This is a genomic window from Paenibacillus sp. J22FR5 (assembly GCF_059691975.1).
Genome location: NZ_JCAUAN010000032.1, coordinates 1 through 25,793, shown reverse-complemented (window position 1 = coordinate 25,793; position 25,793 = coordinate 1). Strand labels below are relative to the sequence as shown.

Sequence of the window (25,793 nt, the reverse complement as noted above, 5' to 3'; positions counted from 1 at the left end):
CTAACTGCCTAACTGCCGATCTCCTGAATCACCGTTTGGATTTTCTGCAGGCGAATGTATTCAGACTTCTCTAATTGCGGACGGAAATAGGCGTACAGATAGGCGGCATCCTCGAATGTTAAGGCTGGGTAGCAGACGACCTCTTGCACAACGAGCGGATTATCCATAATAACCTGCCATTCACCGGCTCTTTCCGCATGAGGGATGTTGGTGAAAATGTGTTTTTTGGCAGCTATTGTCGATTCGAGCTCTGGCCAAATAGTCTCCCAGGACGGACTGAAATCTACGGGTTCTGGAAAAAGCCGCTTCGCTTTAGCGACGGACTGTTCGACGGTTTCCATGTCCGCGTCTCCGGCCACTTTGATGGCATTTGTGAGACTGTCGAGTAAACGTCGAAATCCAGCAAAACCTTCCGAGAGAACCTCGCGTTGAAACAGGGCTTCCGCTTCCGCGGTAGTCAGCTTGTTGAAATCCGCCAATGTGTTATTTGTCATACAGGCCACATCCCCCCAAAAAGAAACTGTTCCTTTCCCAAATTTATCATAAAGTTTTTACCAAATAAAGCACTTTCATTCGCAAAATAGCTCCTCTGGTTTAAATTCAGTTTATATTTCGCGCTTATGCTAAATCCAATCCATGAAAGCAGCAAAGGAGTGATTGTAATCATGAGCGGTGAGCAAAAGAAAGTAACATGGGTCATAGTGGGACTCATGCTTGGTATGCTGTTGGGGGCTTTAGATCAAACGATCATCTCGACAGCAATGCCGACAGTTATTCGTGATCTAGGTGGTATCGCGATGTACAGCTGGGTGTTCTCCATCTATATGCTGACGTCGACGACGAGCATGCCTATCTTCGGGAAGCTGGCAGATCTGTACGGAAGGAAGCGCATTTACCTCATCGGTATCGGAATCTTCATCGTGGGCTCAGCGTTATGCGGCTTGGCAACGAATATGACAGAGCTCATTATTTTCCGCGGCATACAAGGAATTGGTGCGGGTGCGCTCATGCCGATTGCGATCACAATTATCGGTGATATTATGCCTGTCGAGAAACGTGGGAAAATGCAAGGGATGTTCGGCGGTGTGATGGCCTTGTCCAGCATAATCGGCCCTGCCATCGGCGGCTTCATTGTGGAACATTTGAATTGGAGCTGGATCTTCTATGTGAATCTGCCATTCGGTCTTGCGGCGATGGTTCTGATTGCAGTTAGCCTGAAGGAAAGCCGTACACAAGTGAAACGTGCCATTGACTGGCTTGGTGCATTAACGCTAAGTGGCGCGATCGTATCAGGCTTGCTCGGTCTTGTACTGGGTGGAGATCCGCAAGCGGCAGGCGCAACACACTATGCGTGGGGCTCCGGACAGATTATCGGTCTTTTCTCAGCGAGTGCGATCTTGCTGGCACTCTTCCTATGGGTCGAAACGAAAACATCAGAGCCAATGATTCCGCTGCATTTGTTCAAAAATAAAGTGATTTCCGTTACAAGTATCATTGCGGTCCTCATGAGTGTGGGGATGTTCGGAGCGATCACGTACATTCCGCTTTTTGTGCAAGGCGTAATTGGTGTTAGCCCCTCCATCGGTGGTTATATTTTAACGCCGTTAATGCTATCGGTTGTAGCTACGGCGATTATTGGTGGACGGATGTCGAGTAAGGTGTCCTACCGTACTTTAATTATCACGGGGATGTTTCTCATTGGACTCGGTTTTACGTTCATGTCGACCATGGATGTTGGAACAAGTAAACCAGTGATAGTCCTCGATATGATCGTAGCTGGCTTAGGCATGGGGCTTATTATGCCAACGTTAAATATTGCCGTGCAAGGGGAAGTTGGGCCAACGAGCCGCGGTGTCGCGACATCGCTGGTGCAATTCTTCCGCTCCATTGGCGCAACCATTGGGGTTAGTATCATGGGGGTTCTGATGACGAATCGCATGACAGAAGGACTTGGCGGCATGGGGGAGAAATTCAAGCAAATCCCTGCCCAGCAGCTCAAGCAATTTGCGAATCCACAGCTATTATTGGATCCTGGTGCTAGAGGGAAGCTGCCTGCGGATATTTTAACCGAGCTGCAGCATGTATTTGCTCATGCGCTTAGCGGCGTCTTTATCACAGGAAGCATTATCGTATTCACAGGCGTGATCGCGGCGATCTTCCTTGGGAAGGCGAGGATGCTGCCGAATGCGATGAGAAAGCCGGATAAGGATGCTGGAACGGCCCAAGATCCTTCGATGCAAGCATCGGAATTCGTTTGAAATAGCGTAAGAAATTCAAGAAGCGAGGCTGAAAATAAATGGCACCCATTATGATCGTAGATGATGATCCTTATATCCGTGAGTTGGTTCGCGTTTTTATGCTGAACGAGGGCTTCGAAGTCGTCGAGGCTGCGGACGGCGTCGAAGCCCTCAAGAAGCTGCAAACCGTCCAAGTCAATATGGTCATCCTCGATGTGATGATGCCGAATATGGACGGCTGGGAGCTGTGTAAGGAGCTCCGAGAGCATTATGACCTGCCGATCCTTATGCTGACAGCCAAAGGAGAGACGGCGCAGAAGGTCAAAGGCTTTGAACTCGGTGCCGATGACTACCTCACGAAGCCCTTCGAGCCGTTAGAGTTGGCGATGCGAGTGAGAGCGCTGCTCAAGCGCTACAAAATCGCCTCCTCGCAAACCATTCAAGCCGGTGATCTCAGCATGAATCGCAAAACATATGAAGTCACCGTGGGGGCCGAGAGCATTACGCTGCCGCTCAAGGAGTTCGAGCTGCTCTATAAGCTCGCGAGCTACCCAGGCAAAACCTTCTCGCGCGATCAATTGATCGAGCAGATCTGGGGTTTTGACTACGAAGGAAACGAACGTACCGTCGATGTGCATATTAATCGGTTGCGCGAGCGTTTTCCTGAGGAGGGGCACGCTTTTCGCATCGCTACCATACGAGGCTTGGGCTATCGCTTGGAGGTGCTGAAGTGACAAATAGGCGGAAAGCGGAGAGAAGAGAGAGAAGAGAAAGGCAGAAAAGGCGGAGAATGGGCTTGAATAAGCGCAACCTTCGCCAGAAATTAGGCGGCGTTTTGTTTGCCTTAGCGGTATTTGCACTTATTATCGTGTATTGGCTAGCCGCCTTCTATGGCACGGACCATCTCTACACGCATCTTGGGAAACGCCCTGCGGAAGTCATTGTGCAACTGATCAACTGCATCGGCGGCATGTTCCTCTGGGGGATCACAATGGCCATCCTTGGCCAATTTTTGCGTAAACATCAGTTAATTTTCTTTCAAAGTTTGAATCAAGCGATACGCAGCATGTCGAGAGGGGATTTCAATGTGTCGGTGGATAATAATCCGCGAAATGGCCCTTTCGTTGAGTTAGCGGAATCCATCAATCAAATGGCGACCGATCTCGGGCAACTGGAGAAAATGAGGCAGGAGTTTATTTCGAACGTCTCCCATGAGATCCAGTCGCCGTTAACGTCCATTAGCGGGTTTTCCCGCGCGTTGCAGAATGATAAGCTATCACCCGAGGAGCGGAAGCATTATTTGACCATCATTGAGACCGAAAGTGTCCGTTTATCCAAGCTCAGCGAAAATCTGCTGAAGCTGACCTCGTTGGAGTCTCAGCATCACCCTTTTGAACCGAAGAGCTACCGACTGGATAAACAGCTGCGTAATCATATTCTGGCTTGTGAGCCGCAATGGGTCGATAAGGATATTGAAATGGACATTGAGCTGGATGCCGTAACAATTGCTGCGGATGAGGATTTGCTCAGTCAAGTATGGACCAATTTGATCCACAATGCAGTGAAATTTGTACCTGTTGGTGGGATGATTCGTGTTCGTGTGGTAAGTAACGGGGAAGAGGCGGTTGTACGTATTTCCAATAATGGTGCAAACATTCCGGAAGAGGATCAAACGCATATTTTTGAACGCTTTTACAAAGCTGATAAATCAAGAAATCGTACGGCTGGCGGCAATGGGCTTGGCTTGTCGATTGCGAAGAAGATCGTGGAGATACATCAAGGAACGATCGCTGTGGAAAGCGTAATGGATGAGCTGACTACCTTCATCGTCCGACTGCCGATTTTGCAGAAGCCATATATATAACATGGAGTGAACGCAAATAGAGGCCCCCGCTTATCTATGATAACCGGAGGTCTCTATGAGTCATTTTGCCTATTCAATTGTTCTTCCACACACTCCATTCCCCGAAAAATCGTAAACCTGTTTATGAAAGTGATAAGTAATTCTCAAAGTCAAAGTGTCCTTTCCTCTAATTTAATGATCCATACGACATGTCCCTCACTTGTTCCCTTTCCTAGGATGATGACCTGCGTATGATCTAATTCCCTGATTTCCCGCATGCTTGCTGAACGAGTGGGACGTTCCTGCACATGGCTCCTGTCGTTTAGAGCTCAAGTGAGTAGCATGCTTCGCTAACGTGGTCCAATGGACTATCCCCTCTCATGGATGATTTTCAGGCTCTTCGTTGTTACGGCACCGTCTGGTGCGGGTTGTCCTCCCTGTCTGCCTTGAATTCATCATAGCCCATTATTATAATATTGTAAATATTCAGATTATTCAAATATCGGCAAGATTATGCTGGTTTTTTTGTATTTTCTTTTAAATGCTTGCGATTACGCTGTTTTGGGAAATTGTGCATTGGCGAAATTCGTAATGTTTATACTACAGCCATTTCATAGAAAATGTGCTTGAGCAGGCTTGGTTTGATGATTTTATTTCCATTTAGATTTTCGCCTACGCGGAAGAAGATACGATTTATTTTGAGATTAAAGATACCGAGAGGAAATCAGTCGAGAGTTGGGAGTTGGCTTTAAAAAGGAGTCTCTGAGAGTCCACGAGGTAGAAATACGACTGTACAGGGACCTACATCGCTTGTTTGCGTTCGAATTCTTTGAAGCGAGTTCCTTGGAACGTTAAATTTCCCGTTTCACCTTCTACCATGTAGCCAAACTGCTGACGCCCTATCCATAGCTCCAGTCTACTCCGATCTTCGAACTCGAAAGTAACGTAGTAAGAAGTGTTTGAACTTAGGTTACCGGAGCTTCCGGAGAATTGTATGCGTTTGGCAACAACCTTACATGATCGATCTTGAATGGGTGCGTTGTTGTTGGAGGTCCAGTCCGAAAGGGATTTAATAATAAGGGTAAGAAAGATGCCAATAACGAGAACTAGGATAATGATGAAAGAAATAAGAACCAGAGTACTTAAAGCTCCTTTATTAAAGCCAGTCAGCACATGAAAGCACTCCTTCGAATGATTGATACAATCCTGTCTGTATAAACTTTCTCATGGCTAGAGGAATCGTTTGACAAAACGATAGCCGGTTTCATGAAAGCCGATAGGTGGTTGGGGGGAGCGGGTTTTGTCGGCTGTATCTACGTCTGTCAGCCACATCATCCCTGAGCAGTTATGATCGCTAGTAAGCTGCTCGGCATAGCTTTTCAATTGTTCCAATGGTGCTTGGTTCGTATCCGGATCCTTCTTTATCGATATTACCGAAACTTCACTAAAGGCTAAACTCTGTGCTTCGTTATCTCTGCGGATTCGAAAGCTTAACGTGCCAAGGATTCGATTCCTTGCTTCGTAGACATAAAGTAATTCATCGGGATTATCGCGTATGTTATGCAACCTGTTTTCAATATGTAAAGGTGAAATGACCTTCCCGGTAAGATGAGAAACGAGCGAGCTAATCGCAGATGTATCCTGGGGTGTTGCTTCACGAATGATTGTGGTCATAGGTATCCTTCTTTCTAAAAACGAGTTATACTGTTAATTGTACCATATATTGGAACATTAGTTCTATATTTATGAAAAAAATGTCAAAATTTTATATAACAGGCTATGACAGGTGTATAAGGCCGATGAATAGCAAAAAAGCGCAGCAAGATTGACTCTTGCTGCGCTTTTTTGAGTTAGAAATGCTTATGCTTGCGCATGAATGGTGTTCAATGTCGTACGATCGCTGGCTTGCACCAGCTTGATCAGCAATTCCTTCGCTGCGGCATAGTCGTCCACGTGAAGAATCGACGTGGAGGTGTGAATGTAGCGCGCGCATACCCCGATGACAGCGGATGGAATGCCGCTGCCTTGCAAGTGCACCTGCCCGGCATCCGTTCCGCCTTGCGAGATGAAGTACTGATACGGGATTTTGTGCGTCTCCGCCGTATCCAGAATGAACTCGACCATCCCACGGTGGGTAATCATCGTGGGATCGAAGATCCGCAGCAGCGCCCCGCGCCCGAGCTGTCCGAACGCCTGGCGGTCGCCGGTCATATCGGCCGCGGCACTCGCATCCAGCGCGTAGAACAAGTCCGGCTGAATCAGATTCGCAGCCGTCCTTGCGCCGCGCGCGCCAATCTCTTCCTGTACGGTGGCACCGGCGTACAGGACGTTCGGGAGCTTCGGTCCGCCGTGAAGCTCCTTCAACAGCTCAATCGCGAGGCCGACGCCGTAGCGATTGTCCCAAGCCTTGGCCATAATCCGCTTAGGATTGGCCAGGGGTGTGAACGGGCAGATCGGCACGATCTGCTGCCCGAGCTTGATGCCGATGGCGATGGCATCGGCTCGATCTTCCGCGCCGATGTCAATGTACATCGACTTGATGTCTGCGGGCTTGCTGCGCGCAGCCTCGTCCAGCAAGTGCACGGGCACCGAGCCGATCACACCGATGATCGGTCCGTTCGCCGTCATGATCTGCACGCGCTGCGCGGGCAGCACCTGACTGAACCAGCCGCCGAGCGGCTGGAATTTCACCGTGCCGTGCTCGGTGATACCGCTCACGAGGAAGCCGACCTCGTCGAAGTGGCCAGCAACCATGATGCGCGGACCAGTTTCATCGCCGCGCACAACCCCAAAAAGGCTGCCGAGTCCGTCCTGCACGAACTCATCGGTATATTTAGCTAATTCGCCGCGTACAAATGCACGGATCTCTCGTTCAAAACCAGGAGCTGCCTGCATTTCGGTTAACGTCTTAAAAAGCGCTAATGTTTCCGTATTCATAAGATAACCTCGCTCACTTTGTTTAGGCTGTATGGCAAATATGAGAACTATCTTACCACAGTACAATAAAGAACACTCGGACAATTGCTTAGATGTTAGGTTGAGGAAAATAGTGGGGAAATGCCTATTTACAAAACTAATGATATTAGTTAATATACTAATATAGATAGCAAATAGGAGGCGTTGAAAAATGAAAATAACGCGCAACGGACATTTGTATCAGCTAGCTTTTATGCCGAGATTTTTCCCAGTGAATTGTTACTTGGTGGAGGAAGAGTCTGAATTAACCTTGATTGATGCGGCTTTGCCATTCAGTGTGAAAGGCATTCTTCAGGCGGCGGAGCAGATTGGAAAACCCATTACACGCATCGTTCTGACTCACGCTCATGGTGATCATATTGGCGCATTGGATGGCTTGAAAAAAGTACTGCCGCAAGCTCAGGTCTACATCTCCAGAAGAGATGCGAAGCTGCTGGCAGGAAATGTGGAGTTAGAAGCTGATGAGCCTCAAACACCGATTAAGGGCGGCATCCCAAAAGGGATTCAGACGAAGCCTGATGTGCTGCTGGCGGATGGGGATCGGATTGGTTCGTTGCAAGCCTTCGCTGCTCCTGGTCATACACCAGGTTCAATGGCTTTCCTTGATGTACGGAGTCGTGCATTGATCGCTGGGGATGCTTTTCAAGTACGAGGCGGAGTAGCGGTGTCGGGTGTGGTGAAATTCTGGTTTCCGTTCCCGGCGATGGCAACGTGGAGTAAAGAAGCTTCACTGGAGAGTACGCGCAGATTGCGACAGCTAGAACCAAGTTTGCTTGCAGTCGGACACGGACGGTTGATTGAGCAGCCAATTGCCATCATCGATGCGGCGATCGAAGAAGCCACTGCGAAATTTAATGGAGCATCTGCGACAATTTAGAAAAGAGGACACACGATGGCTATTCGACAGGGGTTAGACGCGGAAACAGTACTACAAGCAGCAATAGAAATTGCTGATCAACAAGGGGTTGAGCAGCTTTCACTTGCTGCGCTGGCCGCCAAATTAAACATCAAAACACCTTCCCTCTACAATCACATCAAAGGTTTGCCTGATCTGAGAAAGCAGCTTTCTCGGCGAGGACTCGTCCTCGTCAAGGAAGCGATGATCGAAGCCGTTATTGGCAAAGCCGGGGATGACGCACTGTTGGCTGCGGGAATAGCTTACGTGGCTTTTGCCCGGAAGAAGCCAGGCTTGTACGAGGCGATCTCGGCGCTACCCGACTATGAGGACCCTGAACTGAAGGAGGCCGGCGCTCAGGTGGTGAGCTTCCTACTCCGCATTCTTGAGCCTTACGGGCTCAGTGAAGAAGATGCGCTGCACGTGGTGCGCGGATTTCGTAGCATTGTGCATGGCTTCGCCTCGCTTGAGCATCGGAATGGCTTCCGGATGGAGCTGGATCGCGATGAGAGCTTACGTCGGTTGTTGCAGACGTATTTGCGGGGATTGATAGGAGTAGTATAGGAAGGAATAGAAGAACCAGAAAGAACCAGAAGAACCAGAAGAACCAGAATAACCAGAAGAACCAGTGTTAGAAGAAGTAACTAGTTTGACTAGGGCAGTTATGGTAGCGGGTATAAGATGGTTGTGAGTACGGAAGTTGAGCAGTCATAAGTAACTAAAATCGTCAGAAGTAAGCGAACGGCAGATAATGGAGAGCGTGAGTAGCCTATGCGGGCAGGTTGCGCTTTTTTTTTGGTGAAAATTGAACACTTTCACAGGAAAGGCATTCCCGAAGTTGTATTTTCTGCATCATAATTGAGCAAATTTTCTAATCTTGCTCTTTATGTTGTATTACGTCCAACTTAAAGAGCCATTTTCGTGCTTTGAGCGGCTTTTCGAGCAAAAATGTTGTAGTTTTTGCAATTTGGAGAGTGAAAAGGGTGGAAATGCCCATATAATGTTGTACAAAGTACAACAAGGGCGAGTAAGGTTGAAGGTAAGTCATCCAACGAACAAGCGCATAACTGTTACCCCTGCTGCGGTTTCTCGCATGCTTCTACCGGCAGCCCCGAATCAACGAGGCCCGTGTCGATGGCGCGCCACAAATAGAGCGAGCCAATGCTGCGATAGGGTGCCCAGCCTTCAGCGGCGACGCCTAAGTAGTTCTTGTCCGTTCGCTCAGGAAGAGCATGCAGCCAGCGGGCTGCGCGCTGCAGACCAGCATCGCCAAGCGATAGAATATCCGGGCGGCCAAGGGTAAAGATGAGAAACATTTCAGCGGTCCACACGCCGATGCCTTTGACACTAGTTAGCTGCTTCAGAAGTTCTGTGGTATCTACATCTTGCAGCTGATCAAGCATTACTTCACCGCCCAGCACCTTGGTGCTGAGGTCGCGGATGTAGCGGATTTTGGGATAGGAGACGCCGCATTGACGGATTGCTTCTTCATCTGTGGCTAAAACATGTTCTGGCGTGATGGTGGGGATGATTGTTTTAACTCTCGTTTTAATAGTTAATGCGGCTTTGGCAGAGAGTTGTTGAGAAATAATCGACATGACGAGAGACTCATAGGGTCGAAAACTAGGTGTGAGTGTGAGTTCACCGATCAGCTCGATCAGACGAGCCAACTTAGGGTCAGCTTGAGATAGGCTAATGATGGCAGGATGCTGGCTATCAAGTCTAATGGTTGTTGGTAAGGGTGGATGCATAGGAGTTCCTCCTCACATAAATCTGGTGAACTTATCCAAATCAGCTCTCTTTTAGTATAATAGATGCAAGAATGAAAGCCAAAGGGGCACGGAGCTTGAATGTCAGATGAGAAACGCATAATGTCGAGAAGGAACGTGGGGATTTTTGCGCACGTCGATGCAGGGAAAACGACAACTACAGAACATTTGCTGTACTTAAGCGGGCGTATTCGCGCGCTAGGCAGCGTGGATAGTGGGACTGCGCAGACGGATTCCCTAGAGGTGGAGCGTGAGCGGGGGATTTCGGTCCGAAGTGCAACGACGAGCCTGGTCTGGCAAAATACATGGATCCATCTCGTGGATACGCCGGGTCACGTCGATTTTTTGTCCGAGGTGGAGCGCTCCCTGCGGGTGATGGATGGGGCGATCCTTATCATTTCTGCGGTGGAAGGCGTGCAGTCGCAGACGGAAATGATTTGGCATGCGCTGCAATCGCTTCGCATACCGACCTTGCTCTATATGAATAAATTAGACCGCATCGGGGCGGACCCCGAACGCGTCCTGCAGGAGATTCATAAGCAGCTCACGGGGATGGCGGTGCCGGTTTATGCGCCGCTTGGGATTGAGGACACGTTCCGCGGAGCGCGGAACGTGCTGGGGGCGGCGGATCGGGACGCCGCCGCGGCTTTGCGCGGATTCGATCTCTCATCCGCGATAGAAAAGCTCTCGGAGCTCGACGAGCCGATGCTCACGAGCTACATCGAAGGTGCGCCCATCGCGGCGCACGAGGTAAAAGAGACCCTGCAGCGGTACGCTCGGCAGGGTGAGGCTTTTCCTTTGCTGGTCGGAGCCTCCAGCAAAGGGCTTGGAATCCGAGAGCTGCTGGCCGCGATCCTCGATTACTTGCCTGAGCCGCGCGGCGATGCAGAGCAGCCGCTGTCGGCTGTGGTGTTCAAGGTCGAGCGCGACAAGACCATGGGGCGAATGGCATACGTCCGCCTCTATGAGGGGACGATCCATAACCGGGACACCGTCGTCAATGCCACGCAGGGCGTGGAGGAGAAGGTGACCCAGATTCGCCGGATCGACGGCCGCAAAGCCGAAGATCTTGGTGTGGTCGCGGCGGGCGACATCGCGGCCGTCTGCGGCATGACGCAGGTGCGGATCGGCGATGTGCTGGGCCGGCCAGACAGCGTGCCGCCTGCGCCGCGCATGGCGGTGCCGCTGTTGACCGTGCAAGTGCACGCTGAGAACGACGCGCAGTACCCGGCACTCGTCGCCGCGTTACAGGAGCTCACAGACGAAGATCCCCTGCTCGATCTGCAGTGGCTGCAGGACGAACGCGAGCTGCACGTCAAGGTCATGGGCGCGATCCAGCTCGAGATTCTAACGAGTCTCTTGAGTTCGCGTTTCGGACTAAGCGTAAGGTTCGATCAACCTTCCGTGATCTACAAAGAAACGCCTTCCCAAGCTGGGGAAGGCTTCATCGCTTATACGATGCCCAAGCCGTGCTGGGCCATCTTGCGTTTTCGTATCGAGCCTGGTGCACCGGGCAGCGGGCTCGTGTATGAGTCCCAGGTACGCGGCGAGCAGCTGCTCGTGCAGTACCAGAATGAGGTGGCGCGCCGCGTGCCGGAGGCGCTGCAGCAGGGGCTGCTCGGTTGGGAAGTCACCGATGTAAAGGTGACGCTCGTGGAGGGCGAGCACCATGTGTGGCACACCCATCCGCTTGATTTTGCTGTCGCGACGCCGATGGGCATCATGCAAGGGCTCGCGCAGACGGGAACGACGCTGCTGGAGCCTATGCTGCAGGTGCGTATCACCGTGCCTGAAGAGTTCGGCGGTAAGGTGCTGAGTGACCTTGTGCAGATGAGAGCGAGCTTTGATCCACCTAGCATGGCAGGTGGACGGTTCGTCTTGGAAGGCCGACTTCCTGTGGCGACGTCACTGGAATATCCCGTGAAGCTAAGCGCCATGTCGGGTGGGCGCGGCGTGATTACGTCCTCTTTTGCAGGCTATCAGCCAAGTCCGCCTGATGTCCATGCCGAGCGCAAACGGCGCGGGGTGAATCCGCTGGATCAGTCGAAGTATATTTTAGCTGTGCGGAAGGCGTTATCGAACTAAGCTTCCTCGGCAACCAACTCCCATTGACAGGGCCGCCTATCTTTCAGTAAAATACAGGTAAGTTAATAACATGTGACGGAGAACAGGAGACTCACTTGGATTGCCCTTTGAATATAGAAGGCAAATCTTGGTGAGTCTTTTTGTCGTAATTGTCATGTTTAGATAGGTTCAGAAAATAGAGGTGAAGCGCATGTCATTGCAAGATCAGTGTATTTTACCGGCCATTCGCAAGATGAAAGATTTAGAAAAACTCATGAAGTCTTCCTACACCTATATCGTGCTGCTCGACAGTCATATTGGACAGCTCAAAAGCATCGTTGATCTCGGCAGATCACATGGAAAGAAGCTGCTGCTGCACGCCGATTTGATCGAAGGGCTGAAAAACGACGAATTCGCTGCAGAATTTCTGTGCCAAAGCATTCGTCCTGCGGGGATTATTTCGACGCGTGGCAATGTCATTACCAAGACAAGGCAGAATGGTTTGATCGCGATTCAACGGCTATTTCTACTGGATAGCTCGGCGCTGGACAAAAGCTATACGCTGCTTGAGCGCTCTCAGCCAGATTACATAGAGGTCATGCCTGGTGTCATTCCACACATCATTAAAGAGGTGAAGGAGCGTTCGGGTATTCCGATTTTTGCAGGTGGCCTGATTCGTTCGGTGGATGATGTGGAGCAGGCACTTGCAGCCGGCGCGACGGCGGTGACGACCTCGAACCATGAACTGTGGCAGCATTATGATGGTGTGAAAAGGAGGCATAATCAATCATGACAACAACGGGATCCAAGCCCTCATATATCCTTTCCCTCGATCAGGGGACAACAAGTTCTAGAGCGATTTTATTTGATCAAAAAGGGAGCATCATCCATACGGCTCAGCAGGAATTTAAGCAGTATTTTCCGAAGCCGGGCTGGGTGGAGCATGATGCGAACGAAATTTGGCTGTCGATTCAAAGTGTGATCGCAACGCTTCTGTCTGAGACCGGCGTGCAGCCTGCGGAAATTGCAGGTATTGGTATCACGAATCAGCGAGAGACGGCGGTTGTGTGGGATCGACATACGGGTATGCCGGTGTACCATGCGATCGTGTGGCAGTCGCGCCAGACGGCGGACATTTGCGAAGAGCTTAAGGCTCAAGGTCTTAACGATCTGTTCCGTGAGCGGACGGGACTGCTGATTGATGCTTATTTTTCGGCGACTAAAATTAAATGGATTCTCGACCACGTCGATGGCGCTAGAGCGAAAGCGGAGCAGGGGGACTTGCTTTTTGGCACGATGGATACGTGGATCATCTGGAAGCTGACGGGTGGCAAGGCACATGTCACGGATTACTCGAACGCTTCGCGGACGCTCATTTACAACATTCACGAGCTGAAGTGGGACGAGGAGCTGATGGGGCATTTGGACATTCCCGCGGCGATGCTTCCGGAGGTTCGTTCATCGTCTGAGGTTTATGGGTATACGCAGGAAAGCTTATTCTTCGGTGCGGCGATTCCGATTGCTGGGGCGGCTGGTGATCAGCAAGCGGCTTTGTTCGGTCAAGCTTGTTTCGAAAAAGGCATGGCCAAAAACACCTACGGCACCGGCTGCTTCATGCTGATGAACACAGGGAATCACGCGATTCCGTCGCGCAGCGGCCTTTTGACTACGATAGCTTGGGGGCTGAATGGGAAAGTTGAGTATGCGCTGGAGGGCAGTATTTTTGTGGCGGGCTCGGCGATCCAGTGGTTGCGAGATGGGCTGCGCATGATCAAATCCGCGAAGGATTCGGAGGAATATGCCAAACGCGTTGTATCGACTGACGGTGTGTACGTTGTTCCAGCCTTTGTAGGGCTAGGAACGCCGTATTGGGACAGCGATGTGCGAGGAGCGGTTTTTGGGCTGACACGCGGGACGTCGAAGGAGCATTTCATCCGGGCAACGCTGGAATCTCTCGCGTATCAGACGAAAGACGTGCTGCAGGCGATGGAGGACGATTCGGGCATTGAGCTTACGAAGCTGCGGGTTGACGGCGGTGTCGTGAAAAACGACTTCCTGATGCAGTTTCAAAGCGACATGCTAGGCGTGACGGTGGAGCGTCCAGTGATCAATGAAACGACGGCGCTTGGGGCAGCTTATCTAGCGGGTCTTGCGGTGGGCTTTTGGCAGGATCAGGCGGAAATTGCGGCACAGTGGCAGGTAGATCGGGCTTTTGATCAGGAAATGGCTGCCGATTTGCAAGAAAACTTATACAGTGGATGGAAAAAGGCGGTAAATGCCGCGATCGCTTTTAAATAAAGGCATACAGTGTTATACTACACCTAACAAGTTCATATTCGGTTGGAGACTAGGAGAAACCACAGCGGACCTTAACGTGCAAACGTGATAGGGTTGTTGTGGTTTTTTCATTTTCATAAAAAAGGGAGAGATTGGCATGACAACAGTTGAGAAACAGGCGGGACAACATAAAGAGTTCAACGGGTTAAAAAGGAAAGAGACGCTGGAAGCTATGGCACAGCAGCAGTTCGATGTGATTGTGATCGGCGGCGGGATTACGGGTGCAGGTATTGCGCTGGATGCGCAAAGTCGCGGGCTTCGCACGGCGTTGATTGAGATGCAGGATTTTGCTTCGGGGACGTCGAGCCGTTCGACGAAATTGGTGCATGGTGGACTGCGGTATTTGAAGCAACTGGACGTAAAAGTCGTGGCGGAAGTCGGCAAAGAGCGGGCGATTGTATATGAAAATGGGCCGCATGTGACGACGCCGGAGTGGATGCTGCTGCCATTTTATAAAGGTGGGACGTTCGGTAAGCTGTCCACCTCGCTCGGCCTAAGAGTTTATGATTTCTTGGCGGGGGTTAAACGCTCGGAACGACGCAAGATGTTCAGCCCTGACGTGACTTTGAAGCATGAGCCTTTGTTGAAAAAGAAAGATCTCAAAGGCGGCGGTTACTATGTGGAGTATCGCACGGATGATGCGCGGTTAACGATTGAGGTTATGAAAAAAGCAGTGGAACTCGGCGCGATGGCGGTGAATTACGCGAAGGTTGAGGAACTGATTGTGAAGGATGGGACGTTGGTTGGGGTGAAGGTTGTGGATCAGCTGGTTGGAGCTGGGGATGTAAAAGATCAACAAGCTTCCTACACGCTTTATGCGAGTAAAATCGTGAATGCGGCGGGACCGTGGGTAGACACGCTTCGTGAAATGGATCGCTCAAAGCACGGGAAAACCCTACACTTAACCAAAGGGGTGCATTTGGTTTTTGATCAGAGTCGGTTCCCGCTAGGGCAGGCGATCTATTTCGATACGCCGGACGGGCGGATGGTGTTTGCGATCCCGCGCGATGGCAAAACCTATGTCGGCACGACCGACACGAACTACAAAGGGGATATAGCCAATCCCCGTATTACTGTGACTGATCGCGCCTATGTGCTGCGCGCGGCGAACGAGATGTTTCCGTCCCTCGGGTTGACGGAGGCCGACGTCGAATCGAGCTGGACCGGGCTGCGCCCGCTGATCCATCAAGAGGGCAAGGACCCTTCCGAGATTTCGCGGCGCGACGAAATCTTCGTGTCGGAATCCGGCCTCATTTCGATGGCCGGGGGCAAGCTGACCGGCTACCGCAAAATGGCGGAGTCGGTCGTGAACCAGATCGCCGCCATGCTGGTGGCGGAAGGCAAGGTCTCGGCGGCGCTTCCGCCGAGCCGCACCCGCACGCTGCCGATATCCGGCGGCGATGTGGGCGGCTCCGCGCAGCTGGCGCCGTTCTTACGGAGCAAGGTCAGCCAAGGCCTGCGGCTGGGGCTGACCGAGCCTGAAGCGATGTTGCTCGCGCAGCGATACGGGTCCAACGTGGACACCGTATTCGCGCTGCTGGAGCAGCACCGGGACGAGGCGAAGCGGCGGGGCATGCCTGCCGCGGTGCTCGCTGCGCTCGTGTACGCGATCGAGCGCGAGATGGTCGTGAAGCCGGCGGATTTCTTCATCCGCCGCACGGGCGCCCTCTTCTTCGACATCGCGTGGGCCAGACAGTGGAAGGCGCCTGCGACGGCCTTCCTCACGGAGCGCTTCGGCTGGAGCGAAGCGCAGACAGCGGCCTACGCCGCCGAGCTGGAGCAACTGCTCCATGAGGCGGTTCATCCGCTGGAGGCTTAAAGTAACTATCTGCGCAAAGTCTTTGCAGGCTGTAGAGATTAAGCTGAGGGATGCGGGTATCCGTATTGTGTTCCGTATTACGAATGAGACGGTTCCAGAGCTTCAGTTATATAAATTCATTCAATCCAAACTGAAATGGAAAACAAAAAGAGACAACAAATAATACCGCACCCTCTCAATGGGATGCGGTATTATTTATTTAATCATTCTTCGGTGGACGTGCTGCTAGACAAGTATGAATAAGTCCCTTTCTACCATTCCGCTACGGTACCATCCGCTTGACGCCAAATCGGATTTTTCCAATTATGTCCGATGGCAGCCATTTCACGGACCTTCTCTTCATTGATCTCGATCCCCAGACCCGGAGCCGTTAGGTTCTTCACGAAGCCTTCCTCATATTGGAACACAGAAGGATCTTTCAAATAATCAAGCAGATCGCTGCCTTGATTATAGTGAATGCCCAGGCTTTGCTCCTGAATGAACGCGTTAGGTGAGCAGATATCCAGTTGTAGACAGGATGCAAGTGCGATGGGTCCTAGCGGACAATGCGGTGCAATGGCAATATCATACGCTTCGGCCATTGCGGCAATTTTTCGAGTTTCTAAGATACCACCTGCATGCGAAAGATCAGGTTGAATGATGTCTACGATGCCTTGCGCCAACAGTTCTTTAAAGCCCCAACGTGTATACATGCGCTCTCCCGTGGCGATAGGACACGAAGTATAGCGAGCGATTTCTTTCAGCGCCTCATTGTTTTCGGGCAGAACGGGCTCTTCAATGAACATTGGGCGATAAGGCTCAAGCTCCTTCACGATGATTTTAGCCATCGATTTATGAACACGCCCATGGAAGTCGATGCCGATTCCGACGTCTTTGCCAACGGCTTCGCGGACTGCCGCAATGCGGGCAATGGCTTCATCTACTTTACGGATCGAATCAATGTAGTGCATCTCTTCCGTGGCATTCATTTTCACCGCGGTGAAGCCTGCCTCGACTTGCAGCCTGGCAGCTTGCCCTACGTCACTTGGGCGGTCTCCGCCAATCCAAGAATAGACACGTGTGCGGTCGCGGCAGGCACCACCTAATAAATCGTAAACAGGGGCGTTATAGAACTTGCCCTTAATGTCCCAGAGTGCTTGTTCGATACCGGAGATCGCACTCGAAAGGATCGGCCCTCCACGGTAAAATCCACCGCGGTACAGCACCTGAAACATATCTTCGATCCGCATCGGATCCTTCCCGATGATATGGTCGCTCATTTCCATCACAGCTGCTGCTACCGTATCCGCCCTGCCCTCTACGACAGGTTCTCCCCATCCTGTGATGCCCTCATCCGTTTCGATTTTCAAAAACAACCATCTTGGCGGCACTTTAAACAGTTCTAATTTCGTAATTTTCACGGTATACTTCCTCTCCCTGTACCCTAGAATGTTTGATAATTGACTGCATGTACGGCCGCCATGAGCTGCTCGGCGTAGTTGGTAATCGCACTGTAATTACCTTGGTGAATTTCGTTAAGCGCTACCAAACTTCCTCCTATACCTACCGAAGAGGCACCGGCTTGCAGATAAGAAGGAGCATTTTCTTTGGTTATCCCTCCGACTGCGAGGATGTTGAGTTCATTTAGGGGACCTCTGAGCTCTTTCAAATAAGAAGGCCCTAAGCTGGAGCAAGGAAATAGCTTAACGATTGGCGCACCGTAATTCATGGCCTGCACGATTTCCGTTGGCGTCAGTGCACCAGGCATTGGAGTTACCTGATGCGCTAATGCGGTCTCGATCATTCCTTGATCCACATTCGGGGAAATAAGGAACTCTGCTCCCGCCCGTATGGCTTCTACCGCTTTACCCGCAGTAAGGACGGTCCCTGCTCCAATAATCATACGGCCATCATACTTTTCACGCATCTGATGAATGATTTGGAGCGCATTCGGCGTATTCAAAGTTACTTCAGCAAGCTTAATGCCACCTGCAGCAAGGGCTTCGAATAGAGGGGGTGCCTGCTTGAGTTCAATTCCCCGAATGATGGCAATCACTTTGGACTCTTTTAAAGTGCTTAAGACGTTAGACATGGGGCTGCTCATTCTCCCTTCTGGTTATGAATATTGATCGCGATATTCCTGAGGGGTCATCCCATAATGCTTTTTGAAGGCATGATTAAATGAGTGTGGACGCTGATATCCGAGCTGTGTAGCAATTTCATAAATTTTATCGTGACCGTTCTTCAACAGGTAGGAAGCCTTATCCATGCGTGCCCTGTTGACGTAGTCGCTTAGGTTATCACCGGTTTCCAGTTTGTAGATCTTGGACACATAAACAGGGTGCAGATATACATGATCCGCAATCGATTGCAAAGAGACATCGCTGGCCAGATGCTGATCAATAAAAGACCGGATATCATTAATCAAGGTGACCCGGCTGTCCTTTCTCTCTTGATCCATATCCTCCCTCATCCGATGTAAGGAGCGAATGGACCATTCACGTAATTGGTTAACGCTGCGGAAGGGAATGCCTTCGGTCATTTTCTCGTAGTCCCCGCCAATGAGCTGGTGCAAAGGTCGGCCATTTTTATGAGCAATATAAGCAAAAGCAGATGCAACCGAGAAGTAAACCTCCAGCAGATGCTCTTGGGACTCTGAGAATTTGGCTTCCATTTCGTCGAAAATCAGTGAAAGCTTTTCTTCGGTATCTTCCCAACGGGCTGCCTCCAATAGATGATTGAGTGTCGGAGGTTCATACAGTTTCTGCATAGCGGAAAGCTCCGTTTGGACGGATTCTTCGCCTAGCACCATTAATAGTTCATGCTCACTGCCAATTCGCTTACGAAAGGCACTGAGCGAGGCGTTATACAAGGTTGTGATATCAGCAGGGAACTCCCCCCAACTGCTGAGCAGAATGGAGATTTTGCCCCTCAAATAATTGTTCACAGCGGATTGGAGGACAGCTGCTGTTCGTTCAAGCCAAGCGGGATCTTCCTTCTCGGTAGTTACCGGCTTCCGTTTCATGATGAAAACTAAATAATCATGTGCATCTTTCGTAGGCCAGCTATCGAATTTCTCGGCAAACAATTCCTCAACCATATTACTGATGGCATATTCCATTAAGGACAGACGCGTCAAATCATAGTCAAGAAAATCAGATTCAAGTCGAATCATCATACATACACAAGCCTGTTCATGAAAATCAGGGAGTTCAAGCATATGCATTTTCTCTCGGAGTGATTGTTCAGAGAGTTTACGTCCCTGTAGGAGATCATTCAGTAAGTTCCCTCGCAGGAGAGGCAGGTTTTCTTTGAAAGTGTAAGTGAGTCGCTGTGTGGAGAAGACTTCTTGCCATTCCTTTTGAAGTTTATCCAAGACCCGTCTAACCGTATCTAGCAAGTCCTTCTCTGTAACGGGCTTTAGTAAATAATCCTCCGTACCCTGAAGGATGGCTTCTTTGGCATAGTTGAAATCAGAGTAACCCGATAAGAGGATACACTTGGTTTTCTGCCATCTGTTGTTGATTTCAGCAATCAGCTCTAAGCCGGTTATCCCCGGCATTTGAATGTCTGTAATGACGATATCAATCGAAAATTGTTCAAGCAGTTCCAACGCTTCTTTCCCCGAATAAGCCTTGAAAATTTGTTCAATGCCCAGAGACGCCCAGTCTATTGTGGCGTGCAGTCGATCTACGACATGTGCTTCATCATCAACAATGAGAAGTTGAATCATTGTCTTTTCTCCTGGACAGCTGGAAGGGTATCCTGCTGCTTATCTCGCTTCCAACTCAACACTGCCTTCATGCCCCCATTTTCACCTAATTGAAAAGTAAGACCCGATCCTTCTCCAAATTGATAAAATAGCCGATGATGGATATTCCATGTGCCGCAGCCAATGTCATCGGACATCGGCTGCTCCAGTTGTTTGGATAGCTTAGCTAATTTCTCTTGGTCAAGGCCACGGCCGTTATCCTCGACAATCAATCGGTTCCAGACCACATCTTGCTCGCCCTTGATGGTAATACGGTCGCTTTCCACGCTGCGTTCAATGCCATGAATAATGGCGTTCTCCACCAAAGGTTGAAGAATAAGTCTGGGCACCCATTCGTTCAACATGTCATCCGGTACAGCGATGTTATACGTCAGTCGATGAATACGAAGCTGTTGGATATTTAAATAGTGGATGACCAAATTCAGTTCATCCTGCAGCCTAACGGCTTGTTTCTCAACTCTTGTTGTATAACGGTAGAACTCGGCCAAATTTTGTGACATAGCCACTACGGACTCTTTATCCTCCATCTCGGCCGAATTGATAATGAAGAATAAGGAATTGTATAGAAAATGCGGATGGATTTGTGACTGCAGCTGTTTCAACGTGGCCTCACGCGACCGTATTTTCTCCGCATAAACATCTTCAACCAGCACTTGAATTTGCGTCGCCATTTCATTAAATCGCTGAATGAGGAAATCGAATTCATTTTTAGCTTTGTAGTCAATCCTCGCCGATAAATCGCCTCGTTTGACCTTCTGCACACTTTGTATCATCTTCCCAATGGGTATTTGAACATTTCGATACAATATAAAAGCGGCTAGTACACTCATCATAAGCAAGAGCCCGATCGATACGTAAAACAGTTTACGAGTCATGGTAATGGGAGATAGTATTTTTTGAACAGGCACGTAGTCTACCAAATACCAATCCAATTGCGTTGATTTCACATAACTGACCAAATACTGCTGATTATCAATCTTAATCTGCTTCTGACCGGAGAGCGGCAAAGCATATCCAGTTAGTTGCTCTCTAATAGAAGCCGTGATAGACGGATTTGAGGAGCTATTGAGAATGGAAGCCTGGTGCGCGTCTACCAAAAAAGGATCGCTTCGTTTATCTTTCTTATAAACATCCAGCAGCTGAACCATATTCTGCACACTAAATCTGACTTGATAGAGCACATTTGTTTGATCCACAATCTGCGCACGAATGGGCTCACTAATCTCTCTTATGAATGATCCGACACCTTTGTCACCTTCACGTTCTTCATACGTCCAAGTTCTCTGAATCGGTCTATGCCAAGGCCATGCATCTGTCCCATTCACGAAGATACTCGAGGACAGCACTTGCTTCCCTTTGGGAATTGCAATTGTAAGTTCATTCACCCAACCGCTGGAGACACTTTGCAGGCTGAGCTTTTGGATGATGCGCGATTGTTCCTTCAACATGTCATAATCCGGCGAATTATTCTTATCGATGTACTCTCTCACATAGGGGTCACTTCCCAGGATCACGGGGGACATCGCTAATCGCTCCACATCACCATCCAACTGGTGCATAAAAAAAGATAGCTGGTTCAAATTGGACGATTGAATCTGATCCTGAACGACGTTGTTCGTAATTCGATTCGTGTAGCTGTAGAGCAGGACAATGGGAATCAGAAGTAAAACTAACAGAATTAAGACTTTGCTGAAAATATTCAATCTATAGGGCATACGGAATCACCTTCCACCTATCTGCTAAGCTAACCAACTTCACGTTTACTATACGAGAGATGCCGCCTAAATGAAAGGCAACAGCTCCCGTACGCGCAACACGGGTTGTTAACCTTTAACAGCACCGGCGGAAAGTCCGCTTACGACGTAACGCTGAGAAACTAATGCGATGATGAGAACCGGAAGTGTAATAATGCAAGCGGCAGCCATCAATGCACCCCAGTTGATTTCGGAGTAGGACATAAAGTTAAATACAGCAATTGGAAGCGTTTTTGTTTTGTCACCGGCCAAAATCACCGAGAACATAAAGTTGTTCCACGAGAAGATAAAAGAGAGAAGCGATGCCGTTATAACGCCCGGTCCTGATATGGGCAAAATAATTCGCAAGAAAACTTGGTGGTGCGTACAGCCATCGATGAGACCAGACTCTTCGATTTCTGTAGGAAGAGCTTCGAAAAAAGAGATCATAATCCAGATAATAAAAGGCAGTCCAACAAGCATATGGCTTAAAATAAGTGCTGTATACGTGTCCACCAAATGGATTTTGGAGAACAAGATAAACCAAGGAATCAAGAAAGTAATTCCCGGGATAATTCTCGCGACTAAGATGAGAAGCCCCAGCTTCTGAAGGTGATGACGAGCAATCGCGTATGCTGCAGGGAGTCCTAGAATAAGTGACAACAGCGTTGATCCAAAAGCAACGAGTAAGCTATTCCAGATGAATTTAATGAAATCATATTCTTTAAACACGCTGACATAGTTATGAAACGTCGGTTTGAAGATAAACATTTGGCCCGTGGACAAGATCTGTGATTGCGTCTTAAACGATGCGAGGAGCATCCAAACGAATGGAAATGCAAACACAATGACGACCAGGAAGGTAAGCAGCGTCTGTGCAATTCTTGGACCTTTCTTTTTCTTCATGACGTGGCTCCCTCCATTCGTTTACGCATCCAAATCATAAATAACGTCAGTCCCATCACTAGTGCGAAGAAAATAACAAGCAGTGACGAAGCCATCCCAAGCTTAAAGTATTGGAATCCGAGCACATATCCGTATAGATTTAAAGTCTCAGAAGCGAAGTTCGGTCCGCCTTGCGTAGTTGCATAGATGATATCGAACGTTTTTAAGACATCAATCAATCGCAGCATAGCTGCCACAATAATGGTCGGTCTTAGAAGTGGAAGTGTAATCGAAACGAACTTTCTCCACGTACTTGCGCCGTCAACATCTGCAGCTTCATAAGGATCAGTTGGGAGTGTAGCTAACCCCGCCATAATAATGAGTGCAATCATAGGCGTCCATTCCCAAACATCAACGATAACGAGCGAAGGGATGACCTGATTAGGTGAAGCTAGCCAGAGGAGTGGCTGCAAACCAAACGTTTTAAGCATCATGTTGGCTACCCCAATCGTAGGCTCGTAGATCAGCATCCAGACCAAGCCCATGGCTACCGGTGTTGCTACCATTGGCAGCAGGAAGACTGTTTTCACGAGATTTTTCCCGCGGAATTCTCTGGAAAGCAATAAGGCGGTGGCGATGCCAAGAATCACTTCAAGGGTAAGTGCCGCAAATGTGAAATAAAACGTAGAACCTGCTGCATGCCAGAAGCGTTCATCTTTGAATAGGGCTATATAATTCGACAAACCTACCCAGAGCGGTGGTGTTGTTGCGGACATGCTCCATTCATAGAAGCTGATCCGAACGGTATAGATGATCGGAAACAGCATCATAAGCATGACGAAGATGACCGCGGGGAGTGTATAAATCCATTTTAAGTTGCGGTTAAACCAACTATATTGCATGCTGCATTCACCCTTCCTGATGTCGTTATTTCCGTATGAAAGATGAAAAGGGTCATCAGATGACCCTTTTCACCCATCGAACACGTATTTATCTTGTTTTATCTTTATCCATAATCGTTTGCAGTGCTTGGTTGGCTTTGTCTGCCACTGGTTGAAGATTCGTTTCACCTGTCATGACCTTCTGAACAATTTCACCAACTGCATCACGAGCTTCGCCTACACTAATCACGGTTGGACGGTCATGGTCAACGCCTGTTTTGGCACTTTCCTTGATGATTGGAATGAGCTCAGCTGGGAAGCCCGTTGTGCCTTCCGGTTTATCCCAAACCGAAGCGCGGGCACCAGGGTTACCTTTTTGCTGTGTTTTCAACACAACATCTTTGCTGGTTGCCCATTGAATGAACGCCCAAGTCGCGTCTTTATTGGCGGATTTGGTGTTCATCGCAAGCCCCCAAGATGTAATACTATACGGCTTGGAACCTGCTTTACCCCCAGGGAATACAGCAAACCCAACTTGATCAGAGATTTTGGATTTCGCTGGATCCGTTGCGTTCTGGTAAAGTGAGTTCGCATCGGTTAAGAAAGCGACTTTGCCTTGAGCGAAGATACCGAATGCTTGCGGCCATGACATATTGAGCACGCCTGGAGGTGCGTAGTCTTTCAACAGTGTGCCGTAAGTCGTGAAGGCTTTGAGCGCTTCCGGCGTGTTGATGCTAGCTTTCTCTCCTGTTGTAAAGTCGGCACCTTCCGAGTATAGGAAAGAAGAAACTTGCGTAACGAGTGGGGAGCGTTGGCCTCTGGCTACGAACCCGTACATCTCATTTTTCGGATCGTGCAGCTTTTTAACTGCCGCGGTAAGCTCCTCTAACGTTTTAGGGACAGCAATGCCAGCCTTTTGCAGCAAATCTTTCCGGTAGTACAAGATTTCTTGTTCCGTAATAATCGGGATACCTGCTAATTTGGCATCAACAGTTGTTGAACCGATAGAAGACTTGGAGAAATCATTAAAGTCGTAGTCTTTCGCTTTTTGAGCGTATTCGTCAAGAGGTTGAAGCCAACCATTTTTGTAGAAAAGCTTGCCTTCTTGAAGAGGGCGATACATGAAGACATCAGGTGTTGCAGATCCGGATGTGAATTGCACGGTCAGCTTCTGTGTGAGCTGATCCTCGAAAAAGCTTTCAACATTCACTTTGATGCCAGTTTCTTTCTCGAAGTCGGGAAGCAAGGGCTTAATAGCTTCGGCCCAAGGATGGTTGGCGGTTACTAAGGAAATCGTTTTTCCTGCGAATGGCTTCGCATTTGCTGTTGCAGCAGCGCTTGGCGCTGTTGTTGCTTGTTCTGTCTTATTGGATGTACTGCCGCATCCTGCAACCACCGTTGCAGCCATGACGACTGTCGTACTGACACCAATCCATTGTTTGAATGATTTTTTCATGTAATATGTGACCTCCCAAGTACTTTGAAGTGGTTGTGTTTACATCTCTAAGAGTACCTGATTCCTCTATTCGGTTGATATAACTAAGATTCAATATGGATAACTACGACTGAAGGAACTAAGGAGTTATCGGTTGACCCTAGTGTTAGTGTTACCGTTTATTGTAAATAACAATTCGATGCGGAGACAGTGAAACGGATAGAGACCCGCAGCAGCTTCATAATAAGGGTAGCCTTGTTTCTATTCGGAATCTTATCAAAGATATGTGAATTTTTTGTAAGTAAATATTTATTTGAAATTAACTTAAAAATAGTTATAATAAAAGTGTAATCATTTTAAATACAGAAGGGAAGTTTTGGAAAATGGCAACTGTACTGTACATTACAGCACATCCTAATGATCCTCAAACATCATTCAGTCTTGCAGTAGGAAAAGAATTTATTGAAGCTTACCGTGAAGCGAATCCGGCAGATGAAGTTATTCATCTGGATCTGTTCAAAGAGAATGTTCCACAACTTGATGCTGAAGTGTTCAGTGGTTGGGGCAAACTTCAATCAGGATCTGCGTTTGAGCAACTGTCTGACGCTGAAAAAGCAAAAATTGCACGCCTAGGTGCGATTGTCGATCAATTCGTGGCTGCGGATAAATATGTATTTGTATCTCCAATGTGGAATTTCTCGTTCCCGCCAGTGTTGAAAGCGTACATTGACGCCGTTTCCGTTGCGGGTAAAACTTTCAAATATACTGAAAATGGCCCTGTTGGCTTACTGACAAGCAAAAAAGCAGCGCATGTTCAAGCTAGCGGCAGCGTTTATTCCGAAGGCCCGGCTGCTGCGTTTGAAAGTGGTCACAGTTACCTGAAGAAAGTTATGCAATTCTATGGAGTTCCTTCTTTTGAAGGTATCTTCGTTGAAGGTATGGCTGCAGCACCTGATAAAGCTCAAACGATTAAAGAAGAAGCGATTGTAAAAGCAAAAGAACTTGCAAAACGCTTCTAATAAACTGTTTTAAGAAAAAAAGACCGTTTAAAGCCATTTTGGTATTATCCCCTTTAAGTAGACACTCAAAAAAAACCTTATGGTATCATAAGGAAATGAGAACAACTTGGAGGGGATTTTTCTATGGCTAAAAAAGGACAAACATTTAA

23 protein-coding genes are annotated in these 25,793 nt (G+C 49.0%); 11 read left to right on the top strand and 12 right to left on the bottom strand.

Translation table 11 applies throughout. From position 1 onward, the window contains the following. Window positions 1–8 precede the first annotated feature (8 nt). A complete protein-coding gene (locus AC58P7_RS27525) occupies window positions 9–494 on the bottom strand; it encodes a hypothetical protein (RefSeq protein WP_497348721.1) in 486 nt (161 codons plus the stop codon). Window positions 495–665: 171 nt separating this feature from the next. On the opposite strand from AC58P7_RS27525, the gene AC58P7_RS27520 reads away from it, so the two are divergent. From AC58P7_RS27520 to AC58P7_RS27510, 3 genes are all read left to right on the top strand, one after another. Beyond that, complete coding sequence (locus AC58P7_RS27520; protein ID WP_497348719.1) at window positions 666–2,258, top strand: MDR family MFS transporter; 1,593 nt, start codon at window positions 666–668, stop codon at window positions 2,256–2,258. 38 nt (window positions 2,259–2,296) lie between these two features. Next, window positions 2,297–2,971 (top strand): response regulator transcription factor, encoded by a 675-nt coding sequence (locus tag AC58P7_RS27515; RefSeq protein ID WP_497348717.1) that lies wholly within the window; start codon window positions 2,297–2,299, stop codon window positions 2,969–2,971. 62 nt (window positions 2,972–3,033) lie between these two features. Further along, the gene (locus AC58P7_RS27510) at window positions 3,034–4,101 is read left to right on the top strand and encodes a HAMP domain-containing sensor histidine kinase (protein WP_497348715.1); all 1,068 of its coding nucleotides are present in this window, start codon (window positions 3,034–3,036) and stop codon (window positions 4,099–4,101) included. Between the two features lie 780 nt (window positions 4,102–4,881). Here the strand turns inward: AC58P7_RS27510 and AC58P7_RS27505 are convergent. The 3 genes from AC58P7_RS27505 to AC58P7_RS27495 form a co-directional block, all read right to left on the bottom strand. After that, window positions 4,882–5,253, bottom strand: a complete 372-nt coding sequence (locus AC58P7_RS27505; RefSeq protein WP_497348713.1) for a DUF2500 domain-containing protein — start codon at window positions 5,251–5,253, stop codon at window positions 4,882–4,884. Window positions 5,254–5,310: 57 nt separating this feature from the next. Further along, window positions 5,311–5,754, bottom strand: a complete 444-nt coding sequence (locus AC58P7_RS27500) for a GNAT family N-acetyltransferase (protein ID WP_497348711.1) — start codon at window positions 5,752–5,754, stop codon at window positions 5,311–5,313. A 186-nt stretch (window positions 5,755–5,940) separates the two neighbouring features. After that, window positions 5,941–7,017, bottom strand: coding sequence for a M42 family metallopeptidase (locus AC58P7_RS27495; protein WP_497348709.1), 1,077 nt, complete (start codon window positions 7,015–7,017; stop codon window positions 5,941–5,943). Window positions 7,018–7,207: 190 nt separating this feature from the next. Here AC58P7_RS27495 and AC58P7_RS27490 point away from each other — a divergent pair, with 190 nt between their 5' ends. Beyond that, window positions 7,208–7,933 (top strand): MBL fold metallo-hydrolase, encoded by a 726-nt coding sequence (locus tag AC58P7_RS27490; protein WP_497348707.1) that lies wholly within the window; start codon window positions 7,208–7,210, stop codon window positions 7,931–7,933. A 15-nt stretch (window positions 7,934–7,948) separates the two neighbouring features. After that, entirely contained in the window at window positions 7,949–8,515 is a 567-nt protein-coding gene (locus AC58P7_RS27485) for a TetR/AcrR family transcriptional regulator (protein ID WP_497348705.1), read from the top strand. Window positions 8,516–9,021: 506 nt separating this feature from the next. Here the strand turns inward: AC58P7_RS27485 and AC58P7_RS27480 are convergent. Next, on the bottom strand, window positions 9,022–9,702 hold the full coding sequence (locus AC58P7_RS27480) for a DNA-3-methyladenine glycosylase family protein (RefSeq protein ID WP_497348703.1): 681 nt from the start codon (window positions 9,700–9,702) through the stop codon (window positions 9,022–9,024). Window positions 9,703–9,801: 99 nt separating this feature from the next. Between AC58P7_RS27480 and AC58P7_RS27475 the strand changes: the two genes are divergently transcribed. The 5 genes from AC58P7_RS27475 (at window position 9,802) to AC58P7_RS27455 (ending at window position 16,103) form a co-directional block, all read left to right on the top strand. Beyond that, the gene (locus AC58P7_RS27475) at window positions 9,802–11,805 is read left to right on the top strand and encodes a GTP-binding protein (RefSeq protein WP_497348701.1); all 2,004 of its coding nucleotides are present in this window, start codon (window positions 9,802–9,804) and stop codon (window positions 11,803–11,805) included. Window positions 11,806–11,995: 190 nt separating this feature from the next. Continuing rightward, entirely contained in the window at window positions 11,996–12,577 is a 582-nt protein-coding gene (locus AC58P7_RS27470; RefSeq protein ID WP_497348699.1) for a glycerol-3-phosphate responsive antiterminator, read from the top strand. After that, window positions 12,574–14,082 (top strand): glycerol kinase GlpK, encoded by a 1,509-nt coding sequence (gene glpK, locus AC58P7_RS27465; RefSeq protein WP_497348697.1) that lies wholly within the window; start codon window positions 12,574–12,576, stop codon window positions 14,080–14,082. The genes AC58P7_RS27470 and glpK overlap by 4 nt, the downstream gene beginning before the upstream one ends. Before the next feature lie 136 nt (window positions 14,083–14,218). Next, a complete protein-coding gene (locus AC58P7_RS27460; RefSeq protein ID WP_497348695.1) occupies window positions 14,219–15,940 on the top strand; it encodes a glycerol-3-phosphate dehydrogenase/oxidase in 1,722 nt (573 codons plus the stop codon). Then, the gene (locus AC58P7_RS27455) at window positions 15,912–16,103 is read left to right on the top strand and encodes a hypothetical protein (protein WP_497348693.1); all 192 of its coding nucleotides are present in this window, start codon (window positions 15,912–15,914) and stop codon (window positions 16,101–16,103) included. Before AC58P7_RS27460 ends, AC58P7_RS27455 begins: the two co-directional genes overlap by 29 nt. A gap of 88 nt (window positions 16,104–16,191) precedes the next feature. Here the strand turns inward: AC58P7_RS27455 and dgoD are convergent, their stop codons facing one another. From dgoD to AC58P7_RS27420, 7 genes are all read right to left on the bottom strand, one after another. Then, window positions 16,192–17,340: a galactonate dehydratase gene (gene dgoD / locus AC58P7_RS27450; RefSeq protein ID WP_497348691.1), complete on the bottom strand. Its 1,149-nt coding sequence runs from the start codon at window positions 17,338–17,340 to the stop codon at window positions 16,192–16,194. Between the two features lie 23 nt (window positions 17,341–17,363). Continuing rightward, window positions 17,364–18,011: a bifunctional 4-hydroxy-2-oxoglutarate aldolase/2-dehydro-3-deoxy-phosphogluconate aldolase gene (locus AC58P7_RS27445; protein WP_497348690.1), complete on the bottom strand. Its 648-nt coding sequence runs from the start codon at window positions 18,009–18,011 to the stop codon at window positions 17,364–17,366. Between the two features lie 24 nt (window positions 18,012–18,035). Next, window positions 18,036–19,652 (bottom strand): response regulator transcription factor, encoded by a 1,617-nt coding sequence (locus AC58P7_RS27440; RefSeq protein WP_497348688.1) that lies wholly within the window; start codon window positions 19,650–19,652, stop codon window positions 18,036–18,038. Then, a complete protein-coding gene (locus tag AC58P7_RS27435; protein ID WP_497348686.1) occupies window positions 19,649–21,406 on the bottom strand; it encodes a sensor histidine kinase in 1,758 nt (585 codons plus the stop codon). Before AC58P7_RS27435 ends, AC58P7_RS27440 begins: the two co-directional genes overlap by 4 nt. Before the next feature lie 108 nt (window positions 21,407–21,514). Next, window positions 21,515–22,330 carry a carbohydrate ABC transporter permease gene (locus AC58P7_RS27430; protein ID WP_497348684.1) on the bottom strand — a complete coding sequence of 272 codons (816 nt, stop codon included), beginning with the start codon at window positions 22,328–22,330 and terminating at the stop codon, window positions 21,515–21,517. Then, window positions 22,327–23,211 carry a carbohydrate ABC transporter permease gene (locus AC58P7_RS27425; RefSeq protein ID WP_497348682.1) on the bottom strand — a complete coding sequence of 295 codons (885 nt, stop codon included), beginning with the start codon at window positions 23,209–23,211 and terminating at the stop codon, window positions 22,327–22,329. The genes AC58P7_RS27430 and AC58P7_RS27425 overlap by 4 nt, the downstream gene beginning before the upstream one ends. Before the next feature lie 88 nt (window positions 23,212–23,299). Then, complete coding sequence (locus tag AC58P7_RS27420) at window positions 23,300–24,646, bottom strand: ABC transporter substrate-binding protein (RefSeq protein ID WP_497348680.1); 1,347 nt, start codon at window positions 24,644–24,646, stop codon at window positions 23,300–23,302. 362 nt (window positions 24,647–25,008) lie between these two features. Between AC58P7_RS27420 and AC58P7_RS27415 the strand changes: the two genes are divergently transcribed. Then, window positions 25,009–25,644 (top strand): FMN-dependent NADH-azoreductase, encoded by a 636-nt coding sequence (locus tag AC58P7_RS27415; protein ID WP_497348678.1) that lies wholly within the window; start codon window positions 25,009–25,011, stop codon window positions 25,642–25,644. Window positions 25,645–25,793: the final 149 nt, after the last annotated feature.